At 36.4% G+C, this 26,076-nt stretch carries 27 protein-coding genes; 17 read left to right on the forward strand and 10 right to left on the reverse strand.

Going from position 1 to position 26,076, the window contains the following annotated elements:
• Positions 1–76: 76 nt before the first annotated feature.
• Both C4H12_RS02935 and C4H12_RS02940 read right to left on the reverse strand, forming a co-directional pair.
• Positions 77–1,612 carry a DUF6138 family protein gene (locus C4H12_RS02935; protein WP_106097597.1) on the reverse strand — a complete coding sequence of 512 codons (1,536 nt, stop codon included), beginning with the start codon at positions 1,610–1,612 and terminating at the stop codon, positions 77–79.
• Positions 1,613–1,622: 10 nt separating this feature from the next.
• On the reverse strand, positions 1,623–2,573 hold the full coding sequence (locus C4H12_RS02940) for a transketolase family protein (RefSeq protein WP_106097598.1): 951 nt from the start codon (positions 2,571–2,573) through the stop codon (positions 1,623–1,625).
• Positions 2,574–2,900: 327 nt separating this feature from the next.
• Here C4H12_RS02940 and C4H12_RS02945 point away from each other — a divergent pair, with 327 nt between their 5' ends.
• The 7 genes from C4H12_RS02945 (at position 2,901) to C4H12_RS02975 (ending at position 7,830) form a co-directional block, all read left to right on the forward strand.
• Complete coding sequence (locus tag C4H12_RS02945; protein ID WP_106097599.1) at positions 2,901–3,374, forward strand: hypothetical protein; 474 nt, start codon at positions 2,901–2,903, stop codon at positions 3,372–3,374.
• Between the two features lie 134 nt (positions 3,375–3,508).
• A complete protein-coding gene (locus C4H12_RS02950) occupies positions 3,509–4,021 on the forward strand; it encodes a hypothetical protein (RefSeq protein ID WP_106097600.1) in 513 nt (170 codons plus the stop codon).
• The gene (dnaX, locus tag C4H12_RS02955) at positions 4,021–5,109 is read left to right on the forward strand and encodes a DNA polymerase III subunit gamma/tau (protein ID WP_106097601.1); all 1,089 of its coding nucleotides are present in this window, start codon (positions 4,021–4,023) and stop codon (positions 5,107–5,109) included. Before C4H12_RS02950 ends, dnaX begins: the two co-directional genes overlap by 1 nt.
• Before the next feature lie 11 nt (positions 5,110–5,120).
• Entirely contained in the window at positions 5,121–5,714 is a 594-nt protein-coding gene (locus C4H12_RS02960) for a DNA polymerase III subunit gamma/tau (protein ID WP_254424795.1), read from the forward strand.
• A 135-nt stretch (positions 5,715–5,849) separates the two neighbouring features.
• Entirely contained in the window at positions 5,850–6,614 is a 765-nt protein-coding gene (locus tag C4H12_RS02965; RefSeq protein ID WP_106097602.1) for a DeoR/GlpR family DNA-binding transcription regulator, read from the forward strand.
• Between the two features lie 2 nt (positions 6,615–6,616).
• Positions 6,617–6,967, forward strand: a complete 351-nt coding sequence (gene arsC / locus C4H12_RS02970; protein WP_106097603.1) for an arsenate reductase (glutaredoxin) — start codon at positions 6,617–6,619, stop codon at positions 6,965–6,967.
• Entirely contained in the window at positions 6,964–7,830 is an 867-nt protein-coding gene (locus C4H12_RS02975; RefSeq protein WP_106097604.1) for an outer membrane beta-barrel protein, read from the forward strand. The genes arsC and C4H12_RS02975 overlap by 4 nt, the downstream gene beginning before the upstream one ends.
• A gap of 68 nt (positions 7,831–7,898) precedes the next feature.
• Here the strand turns inward: C4H12_RS02975 and C4H12_RS02980 are convergent, their stop codons facing one another.
• Both C4H12_RS02980 and C4H12_RS02985 read right to left on the reverse strand, forming a co-directional pair.
• Positions 7,899–8,894 (reverse strand): aspartate-semialdehyde dehydrogenase, encoded by a 996-nt coding sequence (locus C4H12_RS02980; RefSeq protein WP_106097605.1) that lies wholly within the window; start codon positions 8,892–8,894, stop codon positions 7,899–7,901.
• 46 nt (positions 8,895–8,940) lie between these two features.
• Entirely contained in the window at positions 8,941–10,077 is a 1,137-nt protein-coding gene (locus C4H12_RS02985; RefSeq protein ID WP_106097606.1) for a PLP-dependent aspartate aminotransferase family protein, read from the reverse strand.
• Between the two features lie 421 nt (positions 10,078–10,498).
• Here C4H12_RS02985 and C4H12_RS02990 point away from each other — a divergent pair, with 421 nt between their 5' ends.
• Positions 10,499–11,443, forward strand: a complete 945-nt coding sequence (locus C4H12_RS02990) for a ribose-phosphate pyrophosphokinase (protein ID WP_106099410.1) — start codon at positions 10,499–10,501, stop codon at positions 11,441–11,443.
• 22 nt (positions 11,444–11,465) lie between these two features.
• A complete protein-coding gene (locus tag C4H12_RS02995; protein ID WP_106097607.1) occupies positions 11,466–12,065 on the forward strand; it encodes a 50S ribosomal protein L25/general stress protein Ctc in 600 nt (199 codons plus the stop codon).
• A gap of 72 nt (positions 12,066–12,137) precedes the next feature.
• Here the strand turns inward: C4H12_RS02995 and creD are convergent, their stop codons facing one another.
• The 6 genes from creD to C4H12_RS03030 form a co-directional block, all read right to left on the reverse strand.
• Positions 12,138–13,502 carry a cell envelope integrity protein CreD gene (gene creD / locus C4H12_RS03000; protein ID WP_106097608.1) on the reverse strand — a complete coding sequence of 455 codons (1,365 nt, stop codon included), beginning with the start codon at positions 13,500–13,502 and terminating at the stop codon, positions 12,138–12,140.
• 121 nt (positions 13,503–13,623) lie between these two features.
• Positions 13,624–13,923 (reverse strand): transcriptional regulator, encoded by a 300-nt coding sequence (locus tag C4H12_RS03005; protein ID WP_106097609.1) that lies wholly within the window; start codon positions 13,921–13,923, stop codon positions 13,624–13,626.
• Positions 13,924–13,961: 38 nt separating this feature from the next.
• A complete protein-coding gene (locus C4H12_RS03010) occupies positions 13,962–14,423 on the reverse strand; it encodes a hypothetical protein (protein WP_106097610.1) in 462 nt (153 codons plus the stop codon).
• An 11-nt stretch (positions 14,424–14,434) separates the two neighbouring features.
• A complete protein-coding gene (locus C4H12_RS03015; protein WP_106097611.1) occupies positions 14,435–15,181 on the reverse strand; it encodes a hypothetical protein in 747 nt (248 codons plus the stop codon).
• Positions 15,174–15,806 (reverse strand): hypothetical protein, encoded by a 633-nt coding sequence (locus tag C4H12_RS03020; protein ID WP_106097612.1) that lies wholly within the window; start codon positions 15,804–15,806, stop codon positions 15,174–15,176. The genes C4H12_RS03015 and C4H12_RS03020 overlap by 8 nt, the downstream gene beginning before the upstream one ends.
• Before the next feature lie 483 nt (positions 15,807–16,289).
• Positions 16,290–16,700: a BrxA/BrxB family bacilliredoxin gene (locus C4H12_RS03030; protein ID WP_106097614.1), complete on the reverse strand. Its 411-nt coding sequence runs from the start codon at positions 16,698–16,700 to the stop codon at positions 16,290–16,292.
• 114 nt (positions 16,701–16,814) lie between these two features.
• Between C4H12_RS03030 and C4H12_RS03035 the strand changes: the two genes are divergently transcribed.
• The 8 genes from C4H12_RS03035 to C4H12_RS03070 all read left to right on the forward strand — a co-directional run bounded on the left by C4H12_RS03035 (position 16,815) and on the right by C4H12_RS03070 (position 26,076).
• A complete protein-coding gene (locus tag C4H12_RS03035) occupies positions 16,815–18,083 on the forward strand; it encodes an acetyl-CoA hydrolase/transferase family protein (protein WP_106097615.1) in 1,269 nt (422 codons plus the stop codon).
• 10 nt (positions 18,084–18,093) lie between these two features.
• Complete coding sequence (recO, locus tag C4H12_RS03040) at positions 18,094–18,807, forward strand: DNA repair protein RecO (protein ID WP_106097616.1); 714 nt, start codon at positions 18,094–18,096, stop codon at positions 18,805–18,807.
• Positions 18,808–19,004: 197 nt separating this feature from the next.
• On the forward strand, positions 19,005–20,072 hold the full coding sequence (fbaA, locus tag C4H12_RS03045) for a class II fructose-bisphosphate aldolase (protein WP_106097617.1): 1,068 nt from the start codon (positions 19,005–19,007) through the stop codon (positions 20,070–20,072).
• Positions 20,073–20,173: 101 nt separating this feature from the next.
• A complete protein-coding gene (locus tag C4H12_RS03050; protein WP_106097618.1) occupies positions 20,174–20,902 on the forward strand; it encodes a Bax inhibitor-1 family protein in 729 nt (242 codons plus the stop codon).
• 141 nt (positions 20,903–21,043) lie between these two features.
• The gene (locus C4H12_RS03055; RefSeq protein WP_106097619.1) at positions 21,044–21,445 is read left to right on the forward strand and encodes a hypothetical protein; all 402 of its coding nucleotides are present in this window, start codon (positions 21,044–21,046) and stop codon (positions 21,443–21,445) included.
• Positions 21,446–21,737: 292 nt separating this feature from the next.
• Positions 21,738–22,880: an AAA family ATPase gene (locus tag C4H12_RS03060; protein ID WP_106097620.1), complete on the forward strand. Its 1,143-nt coding sequence runs from the start codon at positions 21,738–21,740 to the stop codon at positions 22,878–22,880.
• A complete protein-coding gene (locus tag C4H12_RS03065; RefSeq protein WP_106097621.1) occupies positions 22,877–23,968 on the forward strand; it encodes a CapA family protein in 1,092 nt (363 codons plus the stop codon). The genes C4H12_RS03060 and C4H12_RS03065 overlap by 4 nt, the downstream gene beginning before the upstream one ends.
• A gap of 26 nt (positions 23,969–23,994) precedes the next feature.
• Entirely contained in the window at positions 23,995–26,076 is a 2,082-nt protein-coding gene (locus tag C4H12_RS03070; protein ID WP_106097622.1) for an alpha-L-fucosidase, read from the forward strand.

Consider the following 26,076-nt stretch of genomic DNA (forward strand, 5'->3'; position numbering starts at 1 on the left):
ATGCATATTTTTTTTGTAAAGGTAATAGAAAGTTTTGCCAAGGGGTACATCAATACATCATTCAAACGAAGTGTTTTTACTTTATTGCGTAATATACTTCTTCCTTATAATTTGCAGATTTTCCTTTCAACACTTCTTCCAAGAGGGCTTTGTTTTCGGGCAACTGCATTGCTTTTTTCAGTTCTTTATATTTCATTCTAAATTGAGCTGAATCTATGCCGTCGCATATTACAGGTAGGCTTTCTTGGGTTATACCATACCTACTGATAAGAGCTTCAACAAAGTACTTGTGTACCATTTGGTGCTCATCATCTACAAGGTTGAAATATTTGAGTACTAAGGGGAAATATGCCTCACTAATGAGTCCTAAGCCAAACACTGCATAACTACCGAGCATACAACTTTTTTCGCCTGGGGCAACATCATTATACCACTGAAACTCTACCATAGCTACTTCGGCGTACTCTACTAATTTGGGATGCAACTCTTGATATTGTAGGGCTTGCGCAAAAAAACGATTGGTGCTTGACTGGGCTATGCCTTTAATCTTTATAAAAGACTTTTCGGCTTTTGAGCTCAGTTTAAAGCCATAACTGCGAGGGAAGTTGTTTTGTAGCAAGTTGATACTAAAATCTAAAGCCTTGCGGTAGGCAGAGGCGTTTTCTTGCTTGATAGTTACACTGATGGTAGCAAAGATATCATTTGCCTTGCATTCAACCTCTTCGTCCTTGTAATGTATAAGGCTTTCGGGCAACAGACCTGAGCCTTTTTTGAGGTACATTTTTGCTTTTTCACTTTTAAAATCTTTGGCGGCACGGTCCAAATCTTCTTTGGCATAAGGAACGTCCCAGCTGTACTTTTGAAACTGAATTGCCCAAAGAGCTTGTTGTACAAAAAAGTCAAGTTTTTCGGTATCGACTTTAATGTTTTCTTTCAGGGTGTAGCTATTGGAGAAAAAGGTAACTTTTTCAATATTGTAATACAGGGGCAAAAATGTTTTCTCTTTCCAAGTGTTACAATGGGACATCATACAGTCCTGAAAGCTTTGGATAAAGTCTTTTTTGCGAGTAGCTTTGGCTGCTTCTAAGCCTTGCAGCAGTATTTGGGTAAGCTGGCTTTCGGTATAGCCTGTGAGTTCAAAATCAAAAGCTTTTTCCAAAACAGAAGCCCAATCATACTCTTGCATCTTACGGGTGCGATTGCTAATGACCTCGGTTATATACTTATCGTAATGCTGTTTTAATTCTACTTTTCGCTCTTGATTTACCAAAAAGAACTCTTTACGCTCACTGTTAAACTCTAAAACGCCGTGCAGTTTGTATTTAAACTTACCGGTATAGGACTCGGCAAAGAATTTTTCAGTGATTTTTTGTTCAAGAGAGGTTAAAATATTGGCTATTTCACTTTCGGTTGCCTTTTTTAGTTCAAGTATGGTGTATTTGTCTTTACTAAAATCAAGTTCTTCATACAAATAGATATGGACTCTGTACTCTGATTGTTTTATGCCGATATAATTGTAGCGACCATCGCTAAGCTCAAAACCTTCGTAAGGAGCTGAGAAGCTATATTTGGTTAATGAAGACTCTAAGCATTCTAATATTTTATCGACCATATACGTGCTATTATTTTTTTAGGACAGACTCAACAGCCCTAATAATGCCGTCTTTATCTAAGCCGTATTTTTGCATTAGCTGATCGGGGGTACCACTCTCGCCAAAGGTATCATTTACAGCAACAAAAGCCTGACGAGTAGGGGCGTGCTGTGCTAGTACACGGGCTACGCTCTCGCCTAAACCGCCGTAATAGTTATGTTCTTCACAGGTAACTACTGCTTTGGTTTTTTTGGCAGAGTTGATGATGATATCTTCATCTAAAGGCTTGATAGTATGGATGTTAATTACTTCGGCTGAAATGCTTTTTGCCTCTAAGGCTTCGCAAGCTAAAAGGGCTTCCCACACGAGGTGACCGGTAGCGATAATGGTTACATCGGTACCTTCGTTCAGTAGGATGCCTTTTCCTATTTCGAAGGTTTGATTTTCGGGGGTGAAGTTGGCTACCGCAGGGCGACCAAAGCGCAGGTATACAGGTCCTACATAATCGGCAATAGCGAGGGTAGCTGCTTTGGTTTGGTTATAATCGCAAGGGTTGATAACTACCATATTAGGGAGCATTTTCATCAGCCCAATGTCTTCTAATATTTGGTGAGTAGCGCCGTCTTCGCCCAAGGTAAGTCCGGCGTGAGAGGCGCATATTTTTACGTTTTTGTGAGAGTAGGCTATGGACTGGCGTATTTGGTCATACACGCGTCCGGTGGAGAAGGCTGCGAAGGTACCTGTAAAAGGGATTTTACCTCCTATGGTAAGTCCGGCAGCAATTCCCATCATATTAGCCTCGGCTATACCTATTTGGAAGAATCGGGTGGGGTTTTCTTCAATAAATTTCTCCATTTTGAGTGAGCCGATAAGGTCGGCACAAAGAGCGACAACATTAGGGTTGGTGCGTCCTAATTCGGCAAGGCCAGCCCCGAAGCCGCTACGAGTATCTTTTTTTCCTGAATCGATATATTTTTTCATTGGTAAAATGGTGTTTATGAGTTTTGGGTGCAAATGTACGAAATAAATTATAAATTACAAGATTTAGTTTTAGTTTTAGAGTTTAGATTATAGAGGGAGCTTGTTGACTATCCTTCGCGGTATACTCAGCTGCGCCAGCTTGGTGACTATCCTTCGTTTATAGTTCGTTTATCCTTCGTTTATCGTTCGTTCAAGCTGGAGGCGGCTTTGGGGAGTGTTGGGGGAGTATAGGAGATATGTTAATTTTTAAATTGTTCATTGTTAATTGAAAAATGTTATATACCTTTGCGAAAAGTTTTGTTGAAAAATAACTTAAATTTTAGTATTATGACAGCAGAGGAAATATTTAAAAAGGAAAATCGTTTTTTTGGTAAAGCGACTATCAATGGTATTGACTGCACTATTGGCTATAACAAGGAGTTTAGATGGAGCTGGTTTGCGACTCAACTTAATACTTTTGTGATAGTAGGTGAGACAGAACAACCTATTGATGCACAGCTTTTAGAAAGTTTTTCGGCAGCTTGTTTTGAGTATGCTATTAAAAACCACAAGGGTTGGCCAAGAGGGCTTCAGGCGGGGGTAGGTAGTATAGCTGTGTTGAAAGGTAAAACTACTGATGATGCAAGGATTTTGGCGATGAATTTCTCTAAGAAACATTTTTCGGCATTTGAAATTCCTGTGGTTTTTGATGTAGAAGAGCAGAAGGCTTATCGTTACTTAAAAGCACCTGTGTGGGGTACTATTTACTATCCTTATTTTTCGAAACGTATTGATGCACTTGCTCAAGAACTAAAAGATTAGGGAGCAAGTTAATATTATGGGGTAGGCAGGTTGAGCTTGTGATGCAGGTTTGACCAGTTGGCTTATGTTATTTTTTAATTGTTCATTGCTAATTGAAAAATGTTTTGTACCTTTGCCAAAAATATTAGAACAGGATGAACAAAATAATCATTATAAGTGGCTTGTTATTAGGCTTTTTACTGTTGGCTTGTAACGATGGTGAGCTTGAAGTGGAGACTATTTCATTTGATAATACAGATGTACTTTCATGCACTAGTGACACTACTGCTACTTTTTTATTTAAGTACAATCAAAAGCAAGCGCTTATTCTTACTTTGCCTGTAAATAGTTTGGAAAACAAAGCAAAGGAGGTGGGAGGTACTATTCCTACTAACTACAAGTTGTATTACCGCACATTTAGTGATGCAGTAAGCAATAGTTATTTTTGTGCTAATATACCACCTGCAACCCCTGCAGTAACCGCACAAATAGAGGCTACAGGGGGAAATGTATCAATCACGACCCAGCCTATATATGACGAAAATACAGGTAACCTTTTACGTTACGACCACCTTATACGCATATCAAACTTGGTAATAGTGAACAACCAAGGGAATAAGGTTGTAGATTCAAATTTTATATTCGGAACTTACAGAACAAATAGGTAATGAATCACTTTGTAGTATCAGCTCGTAAATATCGTCCGCAATCATTTAGGGATGTGGTGGGACAGCAAGCCATCACTAATACCTTATTAAATGCCATTGAGAATAATCATTTGGCACAGGCACTTCTTTTTACTGGTCCGCGTGGAGTAGGGAAGACTACTTGTGCGCGTATTTTGGCGAAAAAAATAAATGAGCAGACAGGAGTACAAGACGAGAATGATTTTGCTTTTAATGTTTTTGAGCTAGACGCTGCCTCAAATAACAGTGTAGATGATATTCGCAAACTGATAGAGCAGGTACGGATACCACCCCAAGTAGGGAAATATAAAGTTTATATTATAGATGAGGTGCATATGCTATCAACAGCAGCTTTCAATGCTTTTTTAAAGACTTTGGAAGAACCGCCTAAACATGCTATTTTCATACTTGCAACTACTGAAAAACACAAAATTATACCTACGATACTTTCGCGCTGCCAGATATTTGATTTTAAACGTATTACTATTAACGATATACGAGAATATTTAAAATATATAGCCCAGCAACAAGGTATTGAGGCTGAAGATGAAGCCTTACAAATTATTGCACAAAAAGCAGATGGTGCGATGCGTGATGCACTTTCTATTTTTGATAGAGTAGTGAGTTTTTCAGGAGAAAAGCTGACACGACAAGCTACCTCAGAAATACTAAACGTGTTAGATTATGAGGTTTATTTTAAAGTTACAGACCTTATTTTGGCTAATAAGCTGCCAGAACTATTAGTGGCATTTAATGATACTATAGCACAAGGATTTGATGGAAATCACTTTATAGCAGGATTGGCAAGCCATTTTAGAGACCTAATGGTATGTAAAAATCCTGCAACTATTAACCTGATGGAAGTAGGGGAGGAGACTCAGAAAAAATATGCTGAACAGAGTGTACGTGCTACAGTACCTTTCCTTATGGAAGCTATAGCCATAGCTAATGATGCAGACTTGAAATATCGTACTAGCAAAAACCAACGTTTGCTTATAGAAATAGCTCTTATGCAATTGGCATCAATTACCTATGAAGGGGATAAAAAAAAAATGATGGACGCTTCATAATCCCTGCCTACGTGGTAAATGGAGAAGAACCTACTGAAACTCCTGAAGCTACCTTAACTACCCCTCAGCCTAATTATACCACAACAGCTACCCAACAAACTACACCTAATATTCCTATCATAACAAAGGAAGAACGCATAGGGGCGGTGTCGGGATTTTCGATTAAGAGTGTTCACTTAAAAAATGAGCACCAGAAGACTGTAAAAGAAGTAGTTATAGACCCTAATTCGCTTCCTAAAGAGAGCTTTACAAAAGAGGCTTTTGAGCAGTCATGGGAACAGTATATAAGTGATTTATTGGCAAAAGGCGAACGTATACAAGCCTCTATACTGAAAATAGCTAACTTAGAACTAGATGGTACTGTGATTAATTTGCAGGTTGCTAGTAATGCTGCTAAAATAGATGTTTTAGAGATGGAAAGCAAGCTGTTAGGGTATCTGCACAAAGCATTACGCAATTACGATATTAGTTTGCAGCTTAGTGTAAATGAAGAAATATCAAAAAAAATATTGGTAACTCCTGAAGAGAAGTATAATAAATTATTGGAAGAGAATCCATTATTACAAGACTTTAGAACAGCTTTTGGTTTACAGCTAAAAGCTTAAAAATTAACATATAAAAAAGCTATCAGAAGAAAAGATAGCTTTTTTTATGATTATTTTCTTTGTTTTTATTCCGATTTGTATTAATTTTGCGGCATTAAAATAAGAAGCAATTACAAGCATTAAAATAGATAAGATATGAAAGTATTAAATGAACGTCAAGACCAGATTTTAGAGTTCTTAGAGACTAAAAAATATGTAAGTGTTACTGAATTAAGTGAAAAACTAAAGGTATCAGTAGTAACTATCCGTAAAGATTTAACCTTGTTAGAGCAAGAAGGATACCTTCATCGTACTCACGGGGGAGCAAGCAAACAAATGCGTTATGTGTTTGATCAAAATGTAGGTGATAAAGAGACTAAAAATGTTGATGAAAAGAATCGTATTGTAGATAGAGCTTTAGAAAATATTAAAGAAAATGATTTTATTATTTTGTCATCAGGCTCTACCACACACCTTATGGCACAAAAGCTATACGGATTTAGGAGTCTTACGGTGCTTACCCCCTCACTTAGGGTAGCATTAGAAGTATGTAAAAATCCTAATGTAAATACAATTCACTTAGGGGGAGAGGTACGCAAAAATTCAACTTCAACCATAGGTGTATTGGCAGAAGAAACGTTAAGTAATTTTTCATGTACAACTCTTTTTATGGGTATTGAAGGTATTGATCTTGATTATGGGTTAAGTTCAACTAATGTAGGAGAAGCTCATCTGAACCGAAAAATGATGGAGCGGGCAGATAAAACGATTGTTCTTGCTGACTCTACTAAAATTCACAGAAGAGGCTTTGGCTTTATTTGCTATGTTGAAAAAATAGATATGCTTATTACTGATGCTGGTGCTGACCCAGATTTTGTAGAAGAACTTGAAAAACGAGGAGTAGAAGTTGTAATTTGCTAATTATGATACAAATATATCACAATCCTAAGTGCTCTAAATCTCGTTGTGGTTTGGAACTTTTGAAAAATTCAGGCAAGGAATATCAAGTGTTTGATTACCTAAAAAAGGGTATAACTGCTGATGAAATAAAGGATTTACTTGCTAAATTACGGCTAAAACCTATAGAGTTAGTACGTACTAAAGAAGCTATTTGGAAAGAGAACTATAGTGATAAGCCTCTTACTGATAATGAGATCATAGCTGCTATGGTAAATAACCCTAAACTAATAGAACGCCCCATTGTAGTGGTAGGTGATAGGGCTGTTATTGGGAGACCTACAGAAAAAATAAATGAAATTATAACTAAGGAATGAAAAGATTATTATTAGCTATTGCGTTATTAGGAGTAACAACAATGTACTCACAAACTTATGTATCAGTAAGTGGTGGTTATGGTTTTGAGCTTAATACTAAAGTATTGGGTAGAGATGCTACTAACCCTACTAGTATTACTGATTTAAAAGGCAGCTATGGAGCAGGCTATCAAGTACAACTACGTGGAGGATATTTCTTCCATAAACGTTGGGGTGGAGAATTGGCTTTAGGTTACTTACATGGAACTAATATCCTCACAAACAAAAATCGGATATTAGAAATGAATGCCTATGGTCGTGCTTTTGGAGCATCACTTTCAGCTGTATTTAATATTACTGATAACCTATATGTACGTGCTGGAGGAGTTACTAAAATAGGAGGAAAAACTCAAGTACAAACAGAACTTAATGCAGCTTTGCCTTTGTATTTGTTTGATTCTTCAGCACCTGCAACAACAATGGTCAATATTAATACTAATTTTAAAACCAACTTTCACGGGAAAATGCCTTTTGGATTTATAGGAGGTGTTGGTTATCGTTTTAAAGTTGCAGATAATGTTAGTTTCTTTATAGAAGGTGAATACTTAAATATTAATGTGCCACGCAAAGAATCTAGATTGAATAATTTTGAAGCAAGTCGTACTATAGGAGGTGTAACTCAAGCTCTTTCAGCAACTGATTTTAAAGGCTATATGGCAAGATTACAACAGTTACCTTCTTCACCTCAAACTGAAAACTTGAAACTATTGGCAGCCCAAGTAGCCCCTTTATTAGAAGAAAGTTATAGTTGGGATGGTAAAAATGCTCCTGATGCTCCTTATTCATCAATAGGATTTCATTTTGGAGTTACTTATACTTTTTAAAAGTCAGATTAACTAATATAAAAAAGAGACTACTCATTTTAAGTAGTCTCTTTTTTTATCTCTTTTTACTAAAGTATTAATAGCTTGTGAGCTATGAGGTATTCAGCTATTTGTATAGTATTAGTAGCAGCCCCTTTGCGTAAATTATCAGCTACTACCCATAGGTTAAGGGTATTAGGTTGTGATTCATCACGACGAATGCGTCCTACAAATACATCATCTTTACCATGTGCATATAAGGGCATAGGGTAAGTATTAGTATCGGTATTATCTTGCACCTTAATCCCTGCTGATTGGGCAAGGAGAGCTCGTACTTCATTAATGTCAAATTCAGATTTTAACTCTACATTCACTGCTTCACTATGTCCTCCTACTACAGGAATACGTACTGCTGTAGCAGTTACGGCTATGCTATCATCACGTAATATCTTCTTAGTTTCACGTACTAGCTTCATTTCTTCTTTAGTATAACCATTTTCTTCAAATACATCACAATGAGGTATAGCATTGCGGTGAATTTGATAATGATAAGCCATTTCGCCTTTCTCTCCCTTATATTCATTTTCTAGCTGTCTCACAGCTTTTACTCCTGTACCAGTAATAGACTGATAGGTAGATACAACCACACGCTTAATGCCATATTTCTTTTGTAAAGGAGCTAAAGCTACCAACATCTGTATGGTTGAACAGTTTGGGTTAGCAATAATCTTATCATCTTTGGTTAGTACATCAGCATTAATTTCTGGGATGATTAATTTCTTAGTCTCATCCATACGCCAAGCCGATGAATTATCAACTACTGTAGTACCTACTTGGGCAAATTTTGGAGCCCATTCTTTTGATACACTTGCTCCAGCCGAAAATAAGGCTATATCCGGCTTTAATGATACTGCTTGTTGTAAGCCTATCACAGTATGTTCTGTACCTTTAAAGGTGATTTTCTTCCCTACCGATTTTTCCGAAGCTACAGGTATAAGCTCCGTTACAGGGAAGTTGTGTTCTGCAAGTACTTCTAACATTACGTTACCTACCATTCCGGTAACGCCTACTACTGCTACTCTCATATTTTCAATTAATAATTTAAAATCTATAATATAATTAGCAAACTGGTTATTTAGCCAGTGCTTGTTTAAAATCTTCTATCAAATCATCAGCATCCTCAATGCCTACTGCTACACGAATAAGTGTACGGGTCACACCACGTGCTACCTTTTCTTCTTCAGGAAACTCAGTATGGGTAAGTGAACTAGGGTGAGTTACCAAAGTTTCCACACCACCTAAACTCACAGCAAACAGTGCTACTTTAAGGTTTTCAAAAAAAGACTTCGCTTTTTCTTCACTTTTTACTGTAAAAGAAAATACTGAGCCACCACCCTCTGCCTGACTCTCTTGTATCGTTTTGCCTTTATTATCAGGCGCAGTAGGGTAATATACTTTTTCTACTTCCGGGTGAGACCGCAGAAAGTCCAACAGTTTGAGAGTGTTAGCTTGCGCCTTCTCCACCCTTAGCTTAAGGGTTTTCATACTTCGCAGCAATAACCAACTATCAAAAGCCGAAACCAAAGCCCCCATAGCTACTTGTGCAAAAGTTATTTTTTCAGCCAAATCATCACGATTCACTACCGCTGCTCCAGCTACAATATCGTTATGTCCACCCAAAAATTTAGTAGCACTATGCAGCACTATATCCGCTCCAAGTTCCAAAGGGCGTTGTAGTACAGGCGACATAAAAGTGTTATCAACAATAGTAAGCAGTTCGTGTTTCTTAGCAATAGCTACCACCCCACGTATATCGGTAACATCTAGCAAAGGGTTAGAAGGAGTCTCTACAAAAATAGCTTTCGTATTAGGGCGTATAGCTGCTTCTATCTTGCCCAAATCAGTCATATCTACAAAAGTCGATTCAAAACCAAACTGACGAAAAACATCGTTCATTATCCTGAAAGTACCCCCATAAATATCCAACCCCAATACAAAATGGTCGCCAGCCTTGAACATCGTGAAAATAGAAGTAATGGCAGCCATACCCGATGCAAAACCAAAGCCGTGTTTACCACTTTCTAGCTGCGCTACAAGGCTTTCAAAGTCTTTACGAGTAGGACTCATCACGCGGGAATACTCAAATTCCTGCATCACATTATATTCCTTTATAGGGAAAGTAGTAGCCAAATTAATAGTATTTCCCCAATTTTCTACACCTTTTTCAGGAGTACGTACCCCGTGAATAGCTTTAGTTTCAAATCTCATATGTTTTCCTGCAAAGTATAAAATACGTTTAACAGCCGCAAAAGTAGTATATTTTTAGGTAACTACAAAATTTAATAAGAAATTTTTTCTATTTCCATCTTCCCCACAGAAAAACCTTAGCATTCATAAAAGCCCAATATAAGCTGAACGAACGAATAACGAAGGATAAACGAACTATAAACGAAGGATAGTTGCCCAGCTACAATAACCAACACTACCACAAATAAAGGAAAAGAGAACCCCTCCGTCCTTGCACCCCAACCCCAATCTTTTACCTCTTAAAAGCTCTTTACCTTCTAATAATTAGTATTTTATAAAAAATGTAGAAAAAAATATCCACACTTCATTGCTAATTAATAATTAATTCGTACCTTTGCGCCCTGAAAAGTTAGAAGTTTTATCCTTAACACTTACTGATAAAATGTTTAGTGAAACCACCCCAAATTCAAAAATCTTCGCTTGTTCTAAAAGCATAGAACTAGCCGAAAAGATTGCAGAAAAATACGGTACTCAACTCGGCGAAATTAAACTATCATACTATAGCGATGGTGAATTTCAGCCCTCATTTGAAGAATCAATCAGAGGCGCACGTGTATTTTTGGTGTGCTCCACTTTCCCAAACTCCGATAACCTAATGGAGCTATTGCTGATGATTGATGCCGCTAAAAGAGCTTCGGCACGCCATATCACGGCAGTAATCCCATACTTTGGTTGGGCTCGCCAAGATAGGAAAGACAAACCCAGAGTGCCAATAGGGGCTAAATTAGTAGCAAATCTATTGCAAGCAGCAGGAGCAACCCGCATTATGACAATGGACTTGCACGCCGACCAAATTCAAGGCTTTTTTGAACGACCAGTCGACCACCTCTTTGCTTCAAGTATCTTTATACCCTACCTACAAAGCTTAGGATTAGATAACTTGTGCATCGCTTCACCCGATATGGGAGGGTCTAAAAGAGCCTACGCCTACTCAAAATTCTTAAAAAGCGATGTAGTTATTTGCTACAAACAACGCAAGCAAGCCAATGTAATCGAAACAATGGAACTCATTGGCGAAGTAGAAGGCAAAAACGTAGTATTAGTTGATGATATGGTCGATACAGCAGGAACTTTGGTAAAAGCAGCCCAGCTGATGAAAGACAAAGGAGCCATAAGCGTACGCGCCGTAGCCACCCACGCCATACTAAGCGGTAATGCCTACGAACGTATCGAAGGTTCAGTTTTAGAAGAACTTATTGTAACCGACTCTATTCCGCTAAAACAACCATCAACCAGAATAAAAGTACTAAGCTGTGCCGAACTTTTTGCCGATGTAATGCACCGCGTACACCACAATGAGCCTATCAGCTCTAAATTCATTATGTAACTTAATAATTATTTATAAATAAATGAAATCAATTACAATCAAAGGATCTCAAAGAGAAAGCGTGGGCAAAGCAGCAAGCAAAGCCTTACGTAATGCTGGACAGGTACCTTGCGTGTTATACGGAGGTGATAGCGTTCTGCATTTTTCAGCACCCGAACTAGCTTTCAAAAACCTTGTGTACACACCAAACGTATACACGGCTGCAATTGAGTTAGGAGGAAAAACTTACGATGCAATTTTGCAAGACATTCAGTTTGACCCTGTAACTGATAAAATCATCCACATCGATTTCTATCAGCTAAATAAAAGCAAAGAAATTACCATCGAAGTGCCTATCCAAATAGAAGGAACTTCACCAGGTATTATGGCAGGGGGTACATTGCGTATTGTAAACCGTAAACTAAAAATTAAAGCCCTTCCCGATAATCTTCCTGATTTCGTTCGTGTAGATATTTCAGGATTAGAAATGGGTAATAAATTGTATATTACTAAATTACCTCAAGAAAACTACAAGATTATGCACCCAGATAATACTGTAGTTTGCCAGATAAGAGTATCACGTGCTGCTATGAAAGCCGCTCAAGATGCTGCTAAAGCTGAAAAAACTGGTAAGAAAAAATAGCATTCTATTTAACCATAAAAAAAGCTGTTTGAACATTGCGTTCAAACAGCTTTTTTGTTTTTAGTTAATTACTTATTTGCTCTCCCAGTCCACTTTGCGTGATACATACATTATAATAGCTAAGATAACAAATAAGCCTATACTACCTACTAATAAAGCATAGTTTTCAAGCTGAATAATTACATAGATAAAGCCGTAAAGTGCCGCTAATGAAAGTCCTATAAAAGTAGGAAACTTCTTGTTTTTAAGTATAGAAACCGAATACAAACTGATAAGCCCTACCGTCATTACCGATGATATAAAGTAAGCAAATGAAAAGCTACTGTGCTCGGTAATAGAAATAAGTAAGGTGTAGAACAATATAAGGGCTAAGCCTATCATTGAATATTGAAAGATATGTATCTTTATCTTACTGATACTTTGTATCAAGAAAAATATCAAGAAAGTGAGAAAGATAACCAAATAGCCATACTTAGCAACCCTTTCATTTTGCTGATACTCATCTACTGGAATGATAAAATCAACCTCATAGGTGTATTGGGCAATGTTAGGCAAACTACCAAATGACTGTTGTGAGAACGGACGATTGATATGTAACACCTTCCAAGAAGCTGTAAAACCATTAGCACTTATTTGCTTGTCATAAGGTAAGAAATTACCTGTAAAGCTAGGGTTAGCCCAATTGGAAGTAAGGGTACTTTCGGTAGTTTTGCCAATAGGTACTATAGCAAGTTTCTTGCTACCGTCGTACTGCAAAGTAAAGCTAAAGGTAGGATTGGCAAGAAACTCTTGATAGTTAATAAAACTTGTCTCCAATGATGATATAAGGTTAGATGATACTTCATCATTGGTGTTACTGTAATAATTACTTTCATTTTCTTGCTGGTTGTAAATAGGCTCAAAAGAGTAATCCTTATTACCTAAGTGAATGCTTACTACATTCTTGATGCTGGCAAGATTGGTAGTGCGAATTAAAATAGTAGCTTTGTCCCAACTGATATCCTCATTGGGAATACCTTTGGTAGAGAAGTCGGGGGTAGAGAAGTTACCGCTAAAGTTCATAGAGGCATTAAACACTACCGACTCGTAATTATTGCGCTTTTTTACTTCAGTTTTTACATCGGAAGTGCTTTTGAGTTCTTCGGGGAAGAAGTAAGCATATTGTTCTTCATAAGTATTTTTTCCTTTATCTTTATATACCTTATAAGGAATTTTGAGTATAGGGGCATATACAAATACGGCGCCTCCCCATTTGCTATCAATTTCATTGATAACTTCGCGCTGGCGTTCTTTGCGTTCGCCTACTAAGTTTTGTACAAAGAGGAGAGGAATGAGCAATACTAAAGTAAGAACTCCAATAAGCACTAAACGGAAAGTGTTTGATTGCATAAAGCCACCTGATGTAGGTGTTGATGTGGATGTTTTTTCTGGATACATAATATTTAAAATTTACAATTAATAATTCATTTTGATAAAAGTACTTTGTGATTCAAAGTGTGTAGGTTAAAAATAAGACGCTCTTGCGTCATAAATTAATAAAATAATGTTGAAAAATTGGCTAATTGCCTAATTGAATAATCTTTTCAAGTGCATTTAAATGTTCTTGAAAAGCCTCTTTGCCTTTTGGGGTGGCCTTATAACAAGTGTTGGTTTTACGCCCTATAAACGTTTTTTCAATAGTGATATACTCTTCAGCTTCCAAGGCACGAGTATGGCTTGCCAGATTGCCGTCGGTTACCCCTAAGAGTTCTTTCAGGGTATTAAAGTCGGCACTGTCATTGACCATCAACACCGACATAATCGCTAAGCGAATGCGGTGGTCAAAAGCCTTGTTGATATGTGCTAAAAAAGTCTTCAATTCAGATGTCTGATATCAAGTGTTAGGGATTAAAACTATTACTTTTTAGGTTTGATATAGAAATTTTTATCGCTCAAAATATTAGTAATCATATATTTCCCTTTATTATTTTTCTTCAATTGATAATCTACGCAAGTTTTCTTCTTTTCCCAGTCAGAAAGCAAAAAACATACTCTATATCTATCATTACCTAAAGAGGTAATTTTCAAACTGCGATTAAGAGTTTTTGCTTCATAGTCTTGTGCTCGTATAAAAGGGTCATATCCTGGTGAATCGTCTTCGCCTGGTGGAGAGGGAGGAAATACTTTATTGAACAATTCCTTAGATACATATTTTAAAAATTGCTCTTCTTTCCCTCCTAAATTATCATCATATATTACTTTGTAAAACTCCTTCAAAGTAGCGATAGCCTTTTGTGTATCACTACTTTCATTTTGGGCTTTTAAAACTGTTGCTCCAATAAGGAAGAATAGTGTTGTGATAAAAAATTTTGCTTTCATAATATTTTGTTTTATTCGTCCCAACCTATATCGGTAATTTGTTTGTCGCTAAAATCTATTTCTAACAAATGGTCGGGGGTGAAAATATCTCCTGCCGAGATATGTGCCGAAATCCCTTCACCATCTACCCATATACTGCCACTGTATACCTCTAAAGTGTTGTACCAATTGTCATCAGCCTGAGGTGTATATTCAGTACAATGCTGATTGTAATAGCTAATGAGTGTTGCTTTAGCATCGGAAAGCCATTCTAAATATTTATTTATATTATGCAAACAACTTTCTAAAGGAATATCTTTGTTTATTAAGAATGAAAAATCCTCTCCTTCTACCTCTTTGTTGAAAATCACTACTTTTTTTGTTGAGAGTACATACTCAATATCTGAACTAATTTCTTCTACTTTCTTAAAATCACTAATTTTAAGAGGTTGCTGCTTTTTCTTTGTTTTCAATTTGCGAATATCCTTGATACAGAAAGTATTTTTATGTGTTTTGGCTTTGTCCTCTAAAACTAATAATTTGCTTTTTTCCTTATAATTGGTAGTGTCGGCAATGCGTGAAAAAGTCTCATAAGCTGAGAGGTGGTATTCTAATAAGGTATAGGTATCGGTAAGGATACGCTCTTCTTCTTTAGTGCGCTGGGTTTTGGCTTGCAAATCATACAATAAGTCGTAAAGCGCAATAGCCCCCTGGTGAGAGCCTTTGGCTTTGCGAAAAGCGTTGGAGGCATCAATATAACGTTTTAATATTTCAGTCATTGTTTTTGTCCTTATTTTGTTCGTATTTAAAGTGCATTACCCCTCCGTAGATAATATGGCAGAAGCCAAAGCCAAGTACCCAAAAAAGGAGTCCGTAGCCTGAGAAATAGACTGCTAATAGCCCAAGAATGATTTCGGTAATGCCTAAGTAGTGTACATCGCTAAAGGTGTATTTGCTTACATTTACGCAGGCTAATCCGTAGAAAATGAGTGTTATAGGAGCTAGCAGCCCATAGTGCCCATTACGGATGAGCAATATGCTTAAGATTCCGCCTGTGAGCAGAGGAATAGCGAAGTTATAGAGAGCCCTTTTGGCGGTAGGGCTTGCTAAACGTTCGCCATTACGCTTGGCTTTGCGGGCTGAGAACAAGTAAGCAGTAAGCAGAGATGCTACTAATACTGCTAAGGCTATGGCTATGATGCTTTTAAATGTTTTACTTTCAATATACACATAAGGGTAATAGAGCTGATGCTGCTTAATTAGCAGGTACATAGCTATTGCGCCGATGAGTGCGTATACGCCTGAGAGCACCCCTGATAATCCGCTAAGGGATAGGAAAAGGGTAGATTTTCGCATCATTTGGCGTATGTGTTGTAGATCGTTTAGATACTTATTTTCTTCCATAATGAAGTACTTTGTAATGCAAAGTAACGAAGAATATTTGGAGTGACCAAATTTTTTTGTGACTTTTTTGCTATAAAATAATTAATGTGCTGGTTATCAGGTGTTAAATGTTAAAGAATGAGGGTAATGAAGAAAAATGATGTTTTTGGGAAAATTGTTGTGAAAAATGCAAAAGAGGAGTTGTGTTTTAAAATACTGATTATCAGTATAGTTACGTTTATCCTTCGTTTATAGTTCGTTTATCCTTCGTTATAAGTTCGTTCATCGTTCGATTACTCTTTAAGCAAGGTGTAATTAAAATATATTGATTATCAATGTTTTGTGTTTTTTGAGTAGTAGGGATTTGGAGGGTGGTGTGTATTGAAGAATTGTTAATAAAAAGGTAGAAAGGGTGAGGATTTGGTAATTTTGGGGAGAAGGTAGGGGTATTGATTAGATAAAAAAAGCCCCTCTCGTGGTGTGAGAGGGGCGAGGTTTTGATGATTAACAAAACTCGTTGTAGGCTTGTTGTAGGTTTTCGGCAATTACTTCAGCCATACGTCCTTCGATGTGGTGGCGTTCTAACATGTGAACGAGTTCACCGTCTTTAAATAAGGCTATGCTGGGTGAAGAAGGGGGGAAGGGCAACATATACTGGCGAGCCTCTTCGGTAGCCTCACGATCGACCCCAGCGAATACTGTAGTGAGGTGATCGGGTTTTTTTTCGTTTTGCAAGCTGTAAAGTACTGCAGGGCGGGCATTACGTGCGGCGCAACCACATACGGAGTTTACTACTACTAGGGTAGTTCCTTCACTTTCAATAGCTTGTTTAACAGCTTCGACTGTCTTTAACTCTTTGAAACCAACGTTTGTTAGTTCTTCTATCATTGGTTTTACCAATTCGGGTGGATACATAATATTTCTTTTTTTAATTCGGTGCAAAGGTAGTAAAAAAAAATATATAACAAATATTTTGTCAGTTCAAAATAATGTTGTACTTTTGAGCCGCTAACTGAAAAAGTAATTGAAATGGCAAAAGTAACGACAGCCGAAGAAGCACTTAAAGTAGTTAAAAGTGGTGATTTTGTTTATATTCACGGGGGGGCTGCTGTACCCGAAATATTGGTAGATGCACTTGTAGCACGTGCGCCAGAATTGCGCAACGTTAGGATAGGGCATATTCATATTGAGGGAGAGGCACCTTATGCTGACCCTAAGTATAAAGATAGTTTTTATGTAGATTCTTTTTTCATATCAAGAAATGTAAGACATGTTATTAAAGAGGGTAATGGCTCATATACTCCTATTTTCTTGAGTGATATGCCTCTTTTATTTGACCGCAAACATGTGAAGGTGGATGTGGTGCTGATACAAGTATCACCTCCTGATAAATTTGGGTTCTGCTCAATGGGTGTGAGTGTGGAGGCTTGCAAATCGGCCATACGTAATGCTAAGTACGTGATAGCAAAGGTAAATAAACAGATGCCACGCTCTTATGGAGATGCCTTAGTGCATATAGATGAGATAGATTACTTGGTAGAGCACGATGCGCCTATTTTTTCGTTACAACTCACTGAACCTGATTTGTTAGAAAAACAAATAGCAAGACATATTGTGCCCCTTATTGAGGACGGTAGTACGTTGCAATTGGGTATTGGGAATATACCTAATGCTACTTTGGGCGAAATGGGACACTTGAAAAACTTGGGTATTCATACTGAACTCCTGACAGAAGGAGTGCTTGATTTGGTGAAGAAAGGAGTTATTAATGGCTATGAGAAAAAGATAGATAAGGGTAAGATAATAGCTTCATTTGCTATGGGGTCGCAAAAACTATATGATTTTATTGACCATAACCCATCGGTAGAAATGGCAGAAGCCTCATATACAAATGAGGTGGCAGTGATACGGCAGAATCCTAAGATGATATCTATCAACTCGGCTATAGAAGTGGATATTACAGGGCAGGTATGTGCGGACTCTATTGGTAGTACAATTTATTCGGGATTTGGCGGACAGATAGATTTTGTGCGAGGGGCTATGCTTAGTGAGGGAGGAAAATCAATCATTGCCTTCCCGTCGGTAACTAATAAGGGGGAGAGCAAGATAGTACCTTTCCTAAAACAAGGAGCAGGAGTAGTAACCACACGTGCTCACGTGCAGTATATAGTAACCGAATACGGAGTAGCTGAGCTTTTTGGAAAAAGCATAAAAGAGCGAGCTAAAGCCCTTATTGCTATTGCACATCCAGACCATAGAGAGGCATTGGAAAAGGCTGTATATGCTATAGTTAGGTAAGAAATAAGAGATGTATGAGAAAACGCTTGCCATAGTACTTGGAGACCTTAAGTATAGTGATAATAGCTTAATAGTAAGGTGTTTTACAGAAAAGTATGGTACGTGTAGCTACTTGCTAAAAGGAATATTATCACAGAAAAGGACTAGCATAACAAGAGCTTTGTTTCAGCCCCTTACGCAGTTGGAATTGGTAGTAACACACAAAAGTGGAGCGTTGGGGTACATTAAGGATGCTAAGATTAGTTTTGCCTATAACAGCTTACATACAGATATTTACAAAAGTACAGTATGTATGTTTTTGGCAGAGGTATGTAGTAATATTTGTGAGCCAGAAACAGCTGATGAGGGATTATTTGCTTTTATGAGTAAACAATTACAGTACTTTGATACAACAGCTTTTAATGCCCACTTTCACTTGAAATTCTTAATAGATATGACACGTGTATTGGGATTTTATCCTGATACTACTCGGCTTGATTTGCCGTACTTCAGTTTAGAAGAAGGAGTGTTTACAGCCCAAGAGACTACAGAGCATACTTTTGGAGGTAGAGCAGTAGAACTTTTTAGCAGTTTGTTAAAAACTGAAACCGATACTTTGGGAGAAATTAAAAGCAATAGAGAGGATCGTAATACACTGTTACACCACTTATTAAAGTACTATGAGTGGCATTTTCCTAACTTTAAGAAGATAAAGTCGGTAGAGGTGTTACAGGCAGTATTCTGAAAAAAAATATGGAATTTATTTTGATGTTTCGGCAAAAAAGCGTACTTTTGCGGCACAGAAAAGTGTTATATATTTTATTAATAACACAGGTTTAGGCTAAGATTTAGAAAGTATCACGCAGGTTTCACAGATGATGCAGGTATAGAATCTTAGGTGATAATACAGATTTAGGCTAAAAATTAAATTAATATAAAGAAATGGCACATAACATTAAGAAAGGCGTAATTCTTGGAAAAGAAGTACAAGAACTATTTAAATACGCCAAAGAAAAAGGCTTTGCACTTCCAGCAGCCAACGTTATTAGTTCTAACTCAATTAATGCAGCTTTGGAAACAGCTGTAGCTGTGAATGCCCCTATGATTATTCAGTTTTCTAATGGTGGAGCACAGTTTATGGCAGGTAAAGGTTTGAGCAATGAGAACCAACGTGCATCAGTACTTGGTGCAGTAGCAGGAGCTAAACATGTACACCAATTAGCTGAGGCTTATGGAGCTTCAATCATTTTGCATACAGACCACTGTGCTAAGAAATTGCTTCCTTGGTTAGACGGTATGCTTGAAGCATCAGAAAAGCACTTTAAAGAGACAGGAAAACCGTTGTTCAGTTCACATATGATTGACCTATCAGAGGAGCCTATCAAAGAAAATATAGAAGTTTGCAAACGTTACCTTGAACGTATGAGCAAAATGGATATGACTTTGGAAATAGAGCTTGGTATGACTGGTGGTGAAGAAGATGGAGTAGACAACTCACATGTGGATAGCAGCAAGCTATTTACACAGCCAGAAGATGTAGCTTTTGCTTACGAAGAGCTTAGCAAAGTAAGTTCACAATTTACCATTGCAGCTGCTTTTGGTAACGTTCATGGTGTGTACAAACCAGGAAACGTAAAATTGACTCCAAAAATTTTAAGAGATTCACAAGATTACGTTTCAAAGAAATTCAACTTGCCTCATAACGCACTTGATCTTGTATTCCACGGAGGTTCAGGTTCAACCCTTGAAGAAATTCGTGAAGCAATTTCTTACGGTGTGGTAAAAATGAATATTGATACCGACTTGCAATATGCATTTACTGAAGGTATTCGTGACTATATGAAGGCTAAAGCTGCTTACCTACAAGGACAAATAGGTAACCCAGAAGGTCCTGAAGCACCTAACAAGAAATACTACGATCCACGTGTATGGCTTCGTGAAGGAGAAAAAACCTTTGTAGCACGCTTGAAAAAAGCGTTTGAAGACCTTAATAACGTAAATACTTTGTAGTATTTGCCTTTTACGAACTTTGCTAAAAGGCTGTTACACAACAATAGCTTTTTGGCAAAGTTTTTGATTTATAGAGAATAAACACTTAAAAAAGGAATATTATGGGATATAATTCTAATTATGACAATTACAACACCAACTATCAATCGCCGCAAATAGTAAATTATGCTACTAATGAGGCACAAGCAACTTTTTATCGCAAGACTTACACTCACGTAGCTTTAGCGTTGCTGGCTTTTATAGTGACTGAAACCATTTTGCTAAATGTAATCCCGCCAGCTTTTATTATAAAGATGGTAAATGGCAAATGGGTATGGTTACTTATTTTAGGAGGATTTTGGTTGGGATCTATTCTTGCCAACAAATGGACACAAGCACAAGATAGAACTACACAATACCTTGGGTTAGGAGTTTATGTTCTATTGGAGGCAATTATATTTATGCCGCTTATATTTATGGCAATTTACTTTACTAAGAGTTTAGAAATTCTTTCACAAGCAGGTATCATTACATTGGCTCTGTTTGGAGGACTTACTGCGGTGGTATTTCTTACCCGTGTAGATTTCTCATTCTTACGTAGTGTATTGGTAATAGGTGGTTTTATAGCCTTAGGGCTTATAGTGGCAGGAGCTATCTTTGGCTTTGACTTAGGACTTTGGTTTTTGGTAGCAATGGTAGCTTTGGCAGCAGGTGGTATACTATATGAGACTTATAATATTAAAAATGTATATAGTACAGACCAATATGTAGGAGCTGCATTGCAGTTATTCTCATCAATAATGTTGCTGTTTTGGTATGTATTGAGAATATTGATGTCAAGAAGAGAGTAATACAATTGGATAATTTGTAGATTAACGAATTAGCAAAAGAAAAATAATATATAAAAACTTTGTTGGAGATAAATCTTTGACAAAGTTTTTTTATATATAAATAACATATAAAAAGAGATGTTTTAAATAGATAAAAGAGAAATGAATGTAATAGAAAAATATAAAGAATTAGTAGCTTTTACAGAAGGATTAGACTATACAAATACGAGAGAGGTATTACAAAAAGAAAGCTTAGCATTGGGAAAGCACTCATTTGAGCTATCATTAATAGTAATGCTAAATGCACTTATAAAAGCTCCTGAGTATTTAAGTGAAAGACTTGTTGAAATAGTAGAACAATATTTATGGTATGAAGGTAGTTTTAGTACTTATGTGTATATAAAAAATAAGCTTAAGGAGAATAAAGATAATGAGCAATTTTTTTATTATGAGGTATTTGAGAATTTGTTGGAAATTTTGGAGGAAAAGTACTCAAAATTAGGTATAGATCTTAAGCGACGTTATGAAATGTATAAAAGTAGAGAGGATAAAACTAGTAATTAGTATTATAGAAAAGGAATATATGACTTTTGATGCCTAAAAGACATTGTTGTTTAGCCTATAAAAGGGAAATTAAAAGTTCCAAAGATAAAGGAGCAAATATTACAACTTGAGTAATTATATGTTGTAAAAAAGAGGCCTATACTAAGTGATTTTAGTAAACAAATAGGTAAAACAATAGTTTTTAAAATAACTAAATATTATGAGAATTTGCAAATATATAATTTGCTAACTCATAAATTTGCTTATTTGTAAATTAAGTGCTATTTTTGCCCTCTGAATTGATAAGAATTTTATGAATATAAAAGATTCAAAATTTTATCGTCCTACTAATATTTTAGTAACAGAGGATGATGAAGAAAGTATAAAAATAGCTGATAAGCATTTATTGGTAAGTTATGGGAGACCATATACTAGTATACTTGGTGAACTAATGCCATCTATTAGTTTGAGAAATGAGGTATTACTAATACAAAAAGATAAATTAAAACAACTTGATAAATGTACAGATTTTTATGTGGTAGATTACTCATCTAAACTTAATGAGCTTTATGAAGCAGAGGAATGTTATTACCATCATGAATTGGAGTTGTTTTTTATTGTAGGCAGAAATCTATCAAATAAATATGATGGACAAATTTTTGAAGAGGGTTTATACAAGGTGAAAAGTGTATACTATGATAGTACAAACCCTAAGGCTAAAGAAAATTTGAGCAAGTTCTTCTCGGATTATTTGGAAAAATATGTTTCAAAAGAATCTAAAGTATCAATATTGCTAAATTCTGCAGATGGTTTAGATCTTCATACGCATACTATTAAACCTTATAGTATTGACTTCCAAACAATGTATAATGATGATTTTATTGAGGTACATCACCGTGTGAAGAATGCTCTTACTAATGAGAGCAAGGGGGTAGTACTTTTTCATGGTATAGCAGGTTCTGGTAAAACAAATTACATAAAATGGCTTACAAGCCAAATCCCGAATAAGAAGTTTATTTTTGTGCCAACATCAGTTATAGGTTCACTTACAGATCCTTCTTTTATGGGGTTACTTATTGAGAATAACAATTCAGTATTGGTATTGGAAGATTGTGAAAACTATATAGCCGAGCGAACTGCCCAAAATAACAATACAGATGTTGTATCATCTATTTTAAATATAGCTGATGGATTTTTGTCGGATGTAATTGAATGTCAGTTAATATGTACATTTAATTCTGATATATCAAAAATAGATCCAGCATTATTACGTAAAGGGCGACTCATAGCTGAATATAAGTTTAAAGAACTATCAGTAGATAAATGTAATAGTTATTTGCGATCTACAGACCGAGATTTTACAGTAGATAAGCCTTACTCATTAGCAGAACTAACTAATATTGATGTGAAAGAGCTTAAAGAACAACAAAAAGAAATTAAAATAGGCTTTAAATGATACGTGTAATACTCTTTTTCTTTCTTTTTTCAGTAACTTTTGCTCAAGAGGCAGGTAATAAGTTATCGTTATTATTTATAGGAGATATAATGGGACATGGTCCTCAGGTAGAGGGAGCTTATGATGCTAAGACTCGACAGTACGATTATATGCCTGTATTTGCTAAAATAAAGCATAAATTTGCAAAAGCTGATTTTACTATAGCTAATTTAGAGGTTACTTTGGGAGGGAAACCCTATAAAGGCTATCCACAATTTTCATCTCCAGATGCTTTAGCAACTGCCTGTCGGGATAGTGGTATTGATGTATTAGTTACATCTAACAATCATACTTGTGATAGAGGTAAAAAAGGAATTATTCGTACCTTAGATGTATTGGACTCATTAGGAATAGCCCATACAGGTACTTTTAGGAATAAAGAAGAGTTTGATAAACATAACTTATTGGTACTTAGTAAAAATGGTATTTCAGTAGGTATTTTAAATTATACTTATGGTACTAATGGCTTACCTGTACCAGAACCTACAATTGTGAATCGCATTAACTTAGAGTTAATGAAGCACGATATTGAAAAAGCTAAAAAAGAGAAACTTGATAAACTGATAGTAGTAATTCACTGGGGGATAGAATATCAGCAGAAGCAGAATAAGCAGCAGGAAGAAGTTGCTAAGTTTTTGTTTGATAATGGGGTAGATATTATTATTGGTGGTCACCCCCATGTGGTGCAACCTATGGAATATAGACCACAAACAGGATTGTATAAAGAACAATTAGTGGTTTACTCACTTGGTAATTTTGTGTCTAATCAGCGTAAAAGCCCTTCGGATGGAGGTGTAATGGTAGAACTTACTCTTTTTAAAGATAGCTATGGTACCTATATAGCTGATAAAGGATATTATTTGGTATGGGTAAACCGTATATCTAAGCCTAATAAGAAGTATCTTTTTGAAATCTTGCCCTGTAAAGAATATGAAACAGATAACTATAAAGACCTTAGCGAAGGAGCAAAAGATAGTATGAATATCTTTATTCATAACTCACGTAATCTATTTGAAAAACATAATATTTTTATAAAAGAAAAAGAATAATTAGTCATTAATAATTAATCACATTTATGAAGAAATTACTATTTTTAGCCTCAGCATTATGCTTGATGGCTTGTAAGAGCACTCAAGCTCCTAAACCAGTAGGGGCAACACCGCATCCGCGTCAATTACCTTGGCATGAAATGGAATATTATGCCTTTATACATTTCAACATGAATACTTTTACAGGAATGGAATGGGGTACAGGAGGTGAAGATCCTAAACTGTTTAATCCTACACAATTAGATGCAAACCAATGGGTAAAAGTGATAAAAGATGCAGGAATGAAAGGTGTTATCATCACCGCTAAGCATCATGATGGTTTCTGCTTATGGCCATCAAAATACACTGAACATTCTGTAAAGAACTCACCTTGGAAAAATGGTAAAGGAGATGTAGTAAAAGAACTCTCAGATGCCTGTAAAAAGGTAGGCTTAAAGTTTGGGGTATACCTATCACCATGGGATAGAAATCATGCGGAATATGGTAGAGAGGCCTATGTAACTTACTTTCATAACCAGTTACGTGAACTACTTACTAACTATGGAGAGATATTTGAGGTATGGTTTGATGGTGCAAATGGAGGTAGTGGCTACTATGGAGGAGCTAACGAAACTCGCAAAATTAATGCAGATACCTATTACCAATGGGATAAAACCTATCAAATAATCCGTAAATTGCAACCTAAAGCCAATATATTTAGTGATGAAGGTCCTGAAGTACGATGGATAGGTAATGAACGTGGTTATGGAACTCCTACCAGCTGGTCATCTTTTACTTCACGACCTGAATTGACTGGCGCTCCTCGTTTTCAGCATCAAGCTGAAGGAGATGAAGATGGAAAAAACTGGATACCCGCTGAAGCAGACGTATCTATTCGTCCAGGTTGGTACTATCACGCTCGCGAAGATCATCAAGTGCACCCATTAGAAAAGATGGTAGATATTTATTATTGTTCAGTAGGTCGTAATGCCAGCTTATTGCTTAACTTGCCTGTAGATCGTCGTGGTTTGGTTCATGAGAATGATGTTAAAAGACTCATGGAGCTCAAAAAGGTAATTGAGGCTGACTTTGCTCATAATCTTGCTACTCAAGCTACTGTAAAAGCTACTGATGTGCGTAAATCACACCAACAATTCAAAGCTGAAAATGCTATTGATAGTGATACAAAAAGCTATTGGGCAACCAATGAAGGGGTGAAAAATGCTTCATTAGAGTTTACTTTTGCACAGCCTACTACATTTAACCGTTTTATGGCACAAGAGTATATTACATTAGGACAACGTGTAAAGAAATTTAAGTTAGAATATGAACAAAATGGACAGTGGAAGACTATAGATCAGCAAACTACTATTGGTTATAAACGCTTGTTGCGTTTTCCTGCAGTTACAGCTACTAAAGTGCGTTTTACTATAGAAGACGCTAAAGCCTCACCACTTATAAGTAATGTAGGTTTTTATAATGCACCAATACTATTGCTTACTCCTAAAGTAGTCCGTAATAAGAAAGGGGAAGTTACTTTAATTCCTGCAGATGAAGCTACTGAAATATATTATACTTTAGATGGTACAGAACCCACTAAACAATCAAATCGTTATACAGCTCCTTTTGTAGTAAGTGCTCCTACTGAACTAAAAGTAGTAGGTTTTGACCATAATACACAACAATACAGTGCTGTGGCAACATACGCTTTAGATGTTCCTAAAACTCTATGGGAAGTACTTAATATCTCTGCAGATGAGGCTAAGAACTCTTATAAAGTAATTGACAACAATCCAAATACTTCATTTGCTCATAAAGTAGGCTCACAACCTGCTGTTCTTACTATTGATTTAGGTGAGTTACTTCGCTTAAGAGGTTTTACTTATTTGCCTTCACAAGATCGCTGGGCATCGGGTACTATAAGTCATTATACTTTTGAAGTGAGTAGTGATAATACCCATTGGAAGAAAGTAAGTGAAGGTGAATTTGGTAATATTAAAAATAACCCTATTGAACAACGTATTAGTTTTCCTGAAGAAAAGGCACGCTATATCAGGCTTACTGCTGTACGTACTATTGATAATGCTGAAACAATATTGTATGGTGAAATAGGAGTTATTACAAAATAA

Source organism: Capnocytophaga sp. oral taxon 878, from assembly GCF_002999135.1.
Lineage (GTDB): Bacteria > Bacteroidota > Bacteroidia > Flavobacteriales > Flavobacteriaceae > Capnocytophaga.

Bases quoted from the DNA above. Each gene is read 5' to 3' on its own strand.
- C4H12_RS02935 (WP_106097597.1), bottom strand. From the start codon at position 1,612: ATGGTCGATAAAATATTAGAATGCTTAGAGTCTTCATTAACCAAATAT.
- C4H12_RS02940 (WP_106097598.1), bottom strand. From the start codon at position 2,573: ATGAAAAAATATATCGATTCAGGAAAAAAAGATACTCGTAGCGGCTTC.
- C4H12_RS02945 (WP_106097599.1), top strand. From the start codon at position 2,901: ATGACAGCAGAGGAAATATTTAAAAAGGAAAATCGTTTTTTTGGTAAA.
- C4H12_RS02950 (WP_106097600.1), top strand. From the start codon at position 3,509: ATGAACAAAATAATCATTATAAGTGGCTTGTTATTAGGCTTTTTACTG.
- dnaX (WP_106097601.1), top strand. From the start codon at position 4,021: ATGAATCACTTTGTAGTATCAGCTCGTAAATATCGTCCGCAATCATTT.
- C4H12_RS02965 (WP_106097602.1), top strand. From the start codon at position 5,850: ATGAAAGTATTAAATGAACGTCAAGACCAGATTTTAGAGTTCTTAGAG.
- arsC (WP_106097603.1), top strand. From the start codon at position 6,617: ATGATACAAATATATCACAATCCTAAGTGCTCTAAATCTCGTTGTGGT.
- C4H12_RS02975 (WP_106097604.1), top strand. From the start codon at position 6,964: ATGAAAAGATTATTATTAGCTATTGCGTTATTAGGAGTAACAACAATG.
- C4H12_RS02980 (WP_106097605.1), bottom strand. From the start codon at position 8,894: ATGAGAGTAGCAGTAGTAGGCGTTACCGGAATGGTAGGTAACGTAATG.
- C4H12_RS02985 (WP_106097606.1), bottom strand. From the start codon at position 10,077: ATGAGATTTGAAACTAAAGCTATTCACGGGGTACGTACTCCTGAAAAA.
- C4H12_RS02990 (WP_106099410.1), top strand. From the start codon at position 10,499: ATGTTTAGTGAAACCACCCCAAATTCAAAAATCTTCGCTTGTTCTAAA.
- C4H12_RS02995 (WP_106097607.1), top strand. From the start codon at position 11,466: ATGAAATCAATTACAATCAAAGGATCTCAAAGAGAAAGCGTGGGCAAA.
- creD (WP_106097608.1), bottom strand. From the start codon at position 13,502: ATGTATCCAGAAAAAACATCCACATCAACACCTACATCAGGTGGCTTT.
- C4H12_RS03010 (WP_106097610.1), bottom strand. From the start codon at position 14,423: ATGAAAGCAAAATTTTTTATCACAACACTATTCTTCCTTATTGGAGCA.
- C4H12_RS03015 (WP_106097611.1), bottom strand. From the start codon at position 15,181: ATGACTGAAATATTAAAACGTTATATTGATGCCTCCAACGCTTTTCGC.
- C4H12_RS03020 (WP_106097612.1), bottom strand. From the start codon at position 15,806: ATGGAAGAAAATAAGTATCTAAACGATCTACAACACATACGCCAAATG.
- C4H12_RS03030 (WP_106097614.1), bottom strand. From the start codon at position 16,700: ATGTATCCACCCGAATTGGTAAAACCAATGATAGAAGAACTAACAAAC.
- C4H12_RS03035 (WP_106097615.1), top strand. From the start codon at position 16,815: ATGGCAAAAGTAACGACAGCCGAAGAAGCACTTAAAGTAGTTAAAAGT.
- recO (WP_106097616.1), top strand. From the start codon at position 18,094: ATGTATGAGAAAACGCTTGCCATAGTACTTGGAGACCTTAAGTATAGT.
- fbaA (WP_106097617.1), top strand. From the start codon at position 19,005: ATGGCACATAACATTAAGAAAGGCGTAATTCTTGGAAAAGAAGTACAA.
- C4H12_RS03050 (WP_106097618.1), top strand. From the start codon at position 20,174: ATGGGATATAATTCTAATTATGACAATTACAACACCAACTATCAATCG.
- C4H12_RS03055 (WP_106097619.1), top strand. From the start codon at position 21,044: ATGAATGTAATAGAAAAATATAAAGAATTAGTAGCTTTTACAGAAGGA.
- C4H12_RS03060 (WP_106097620.1), top strand. From the start codon at position 21,738: ATGAATATAAAAGATTCAAAATTTTATCGTCCTACTAATATTTTAGTA.
- C4H12_RS03065 (WP_106097621.1), top strand. From the start codon at position 22,877: ATGATACGTGTAATACTCTTTTTCTTTCTTTTTTCAGTAACTTTTGCT.
- C4H12_RS03070 (WP_106097622.1), top strand. From the start codon at position 23,995: ATGAAGAAATTACTATTTTTAGCCTCAGCATTATGCTTGATGGCTTGT.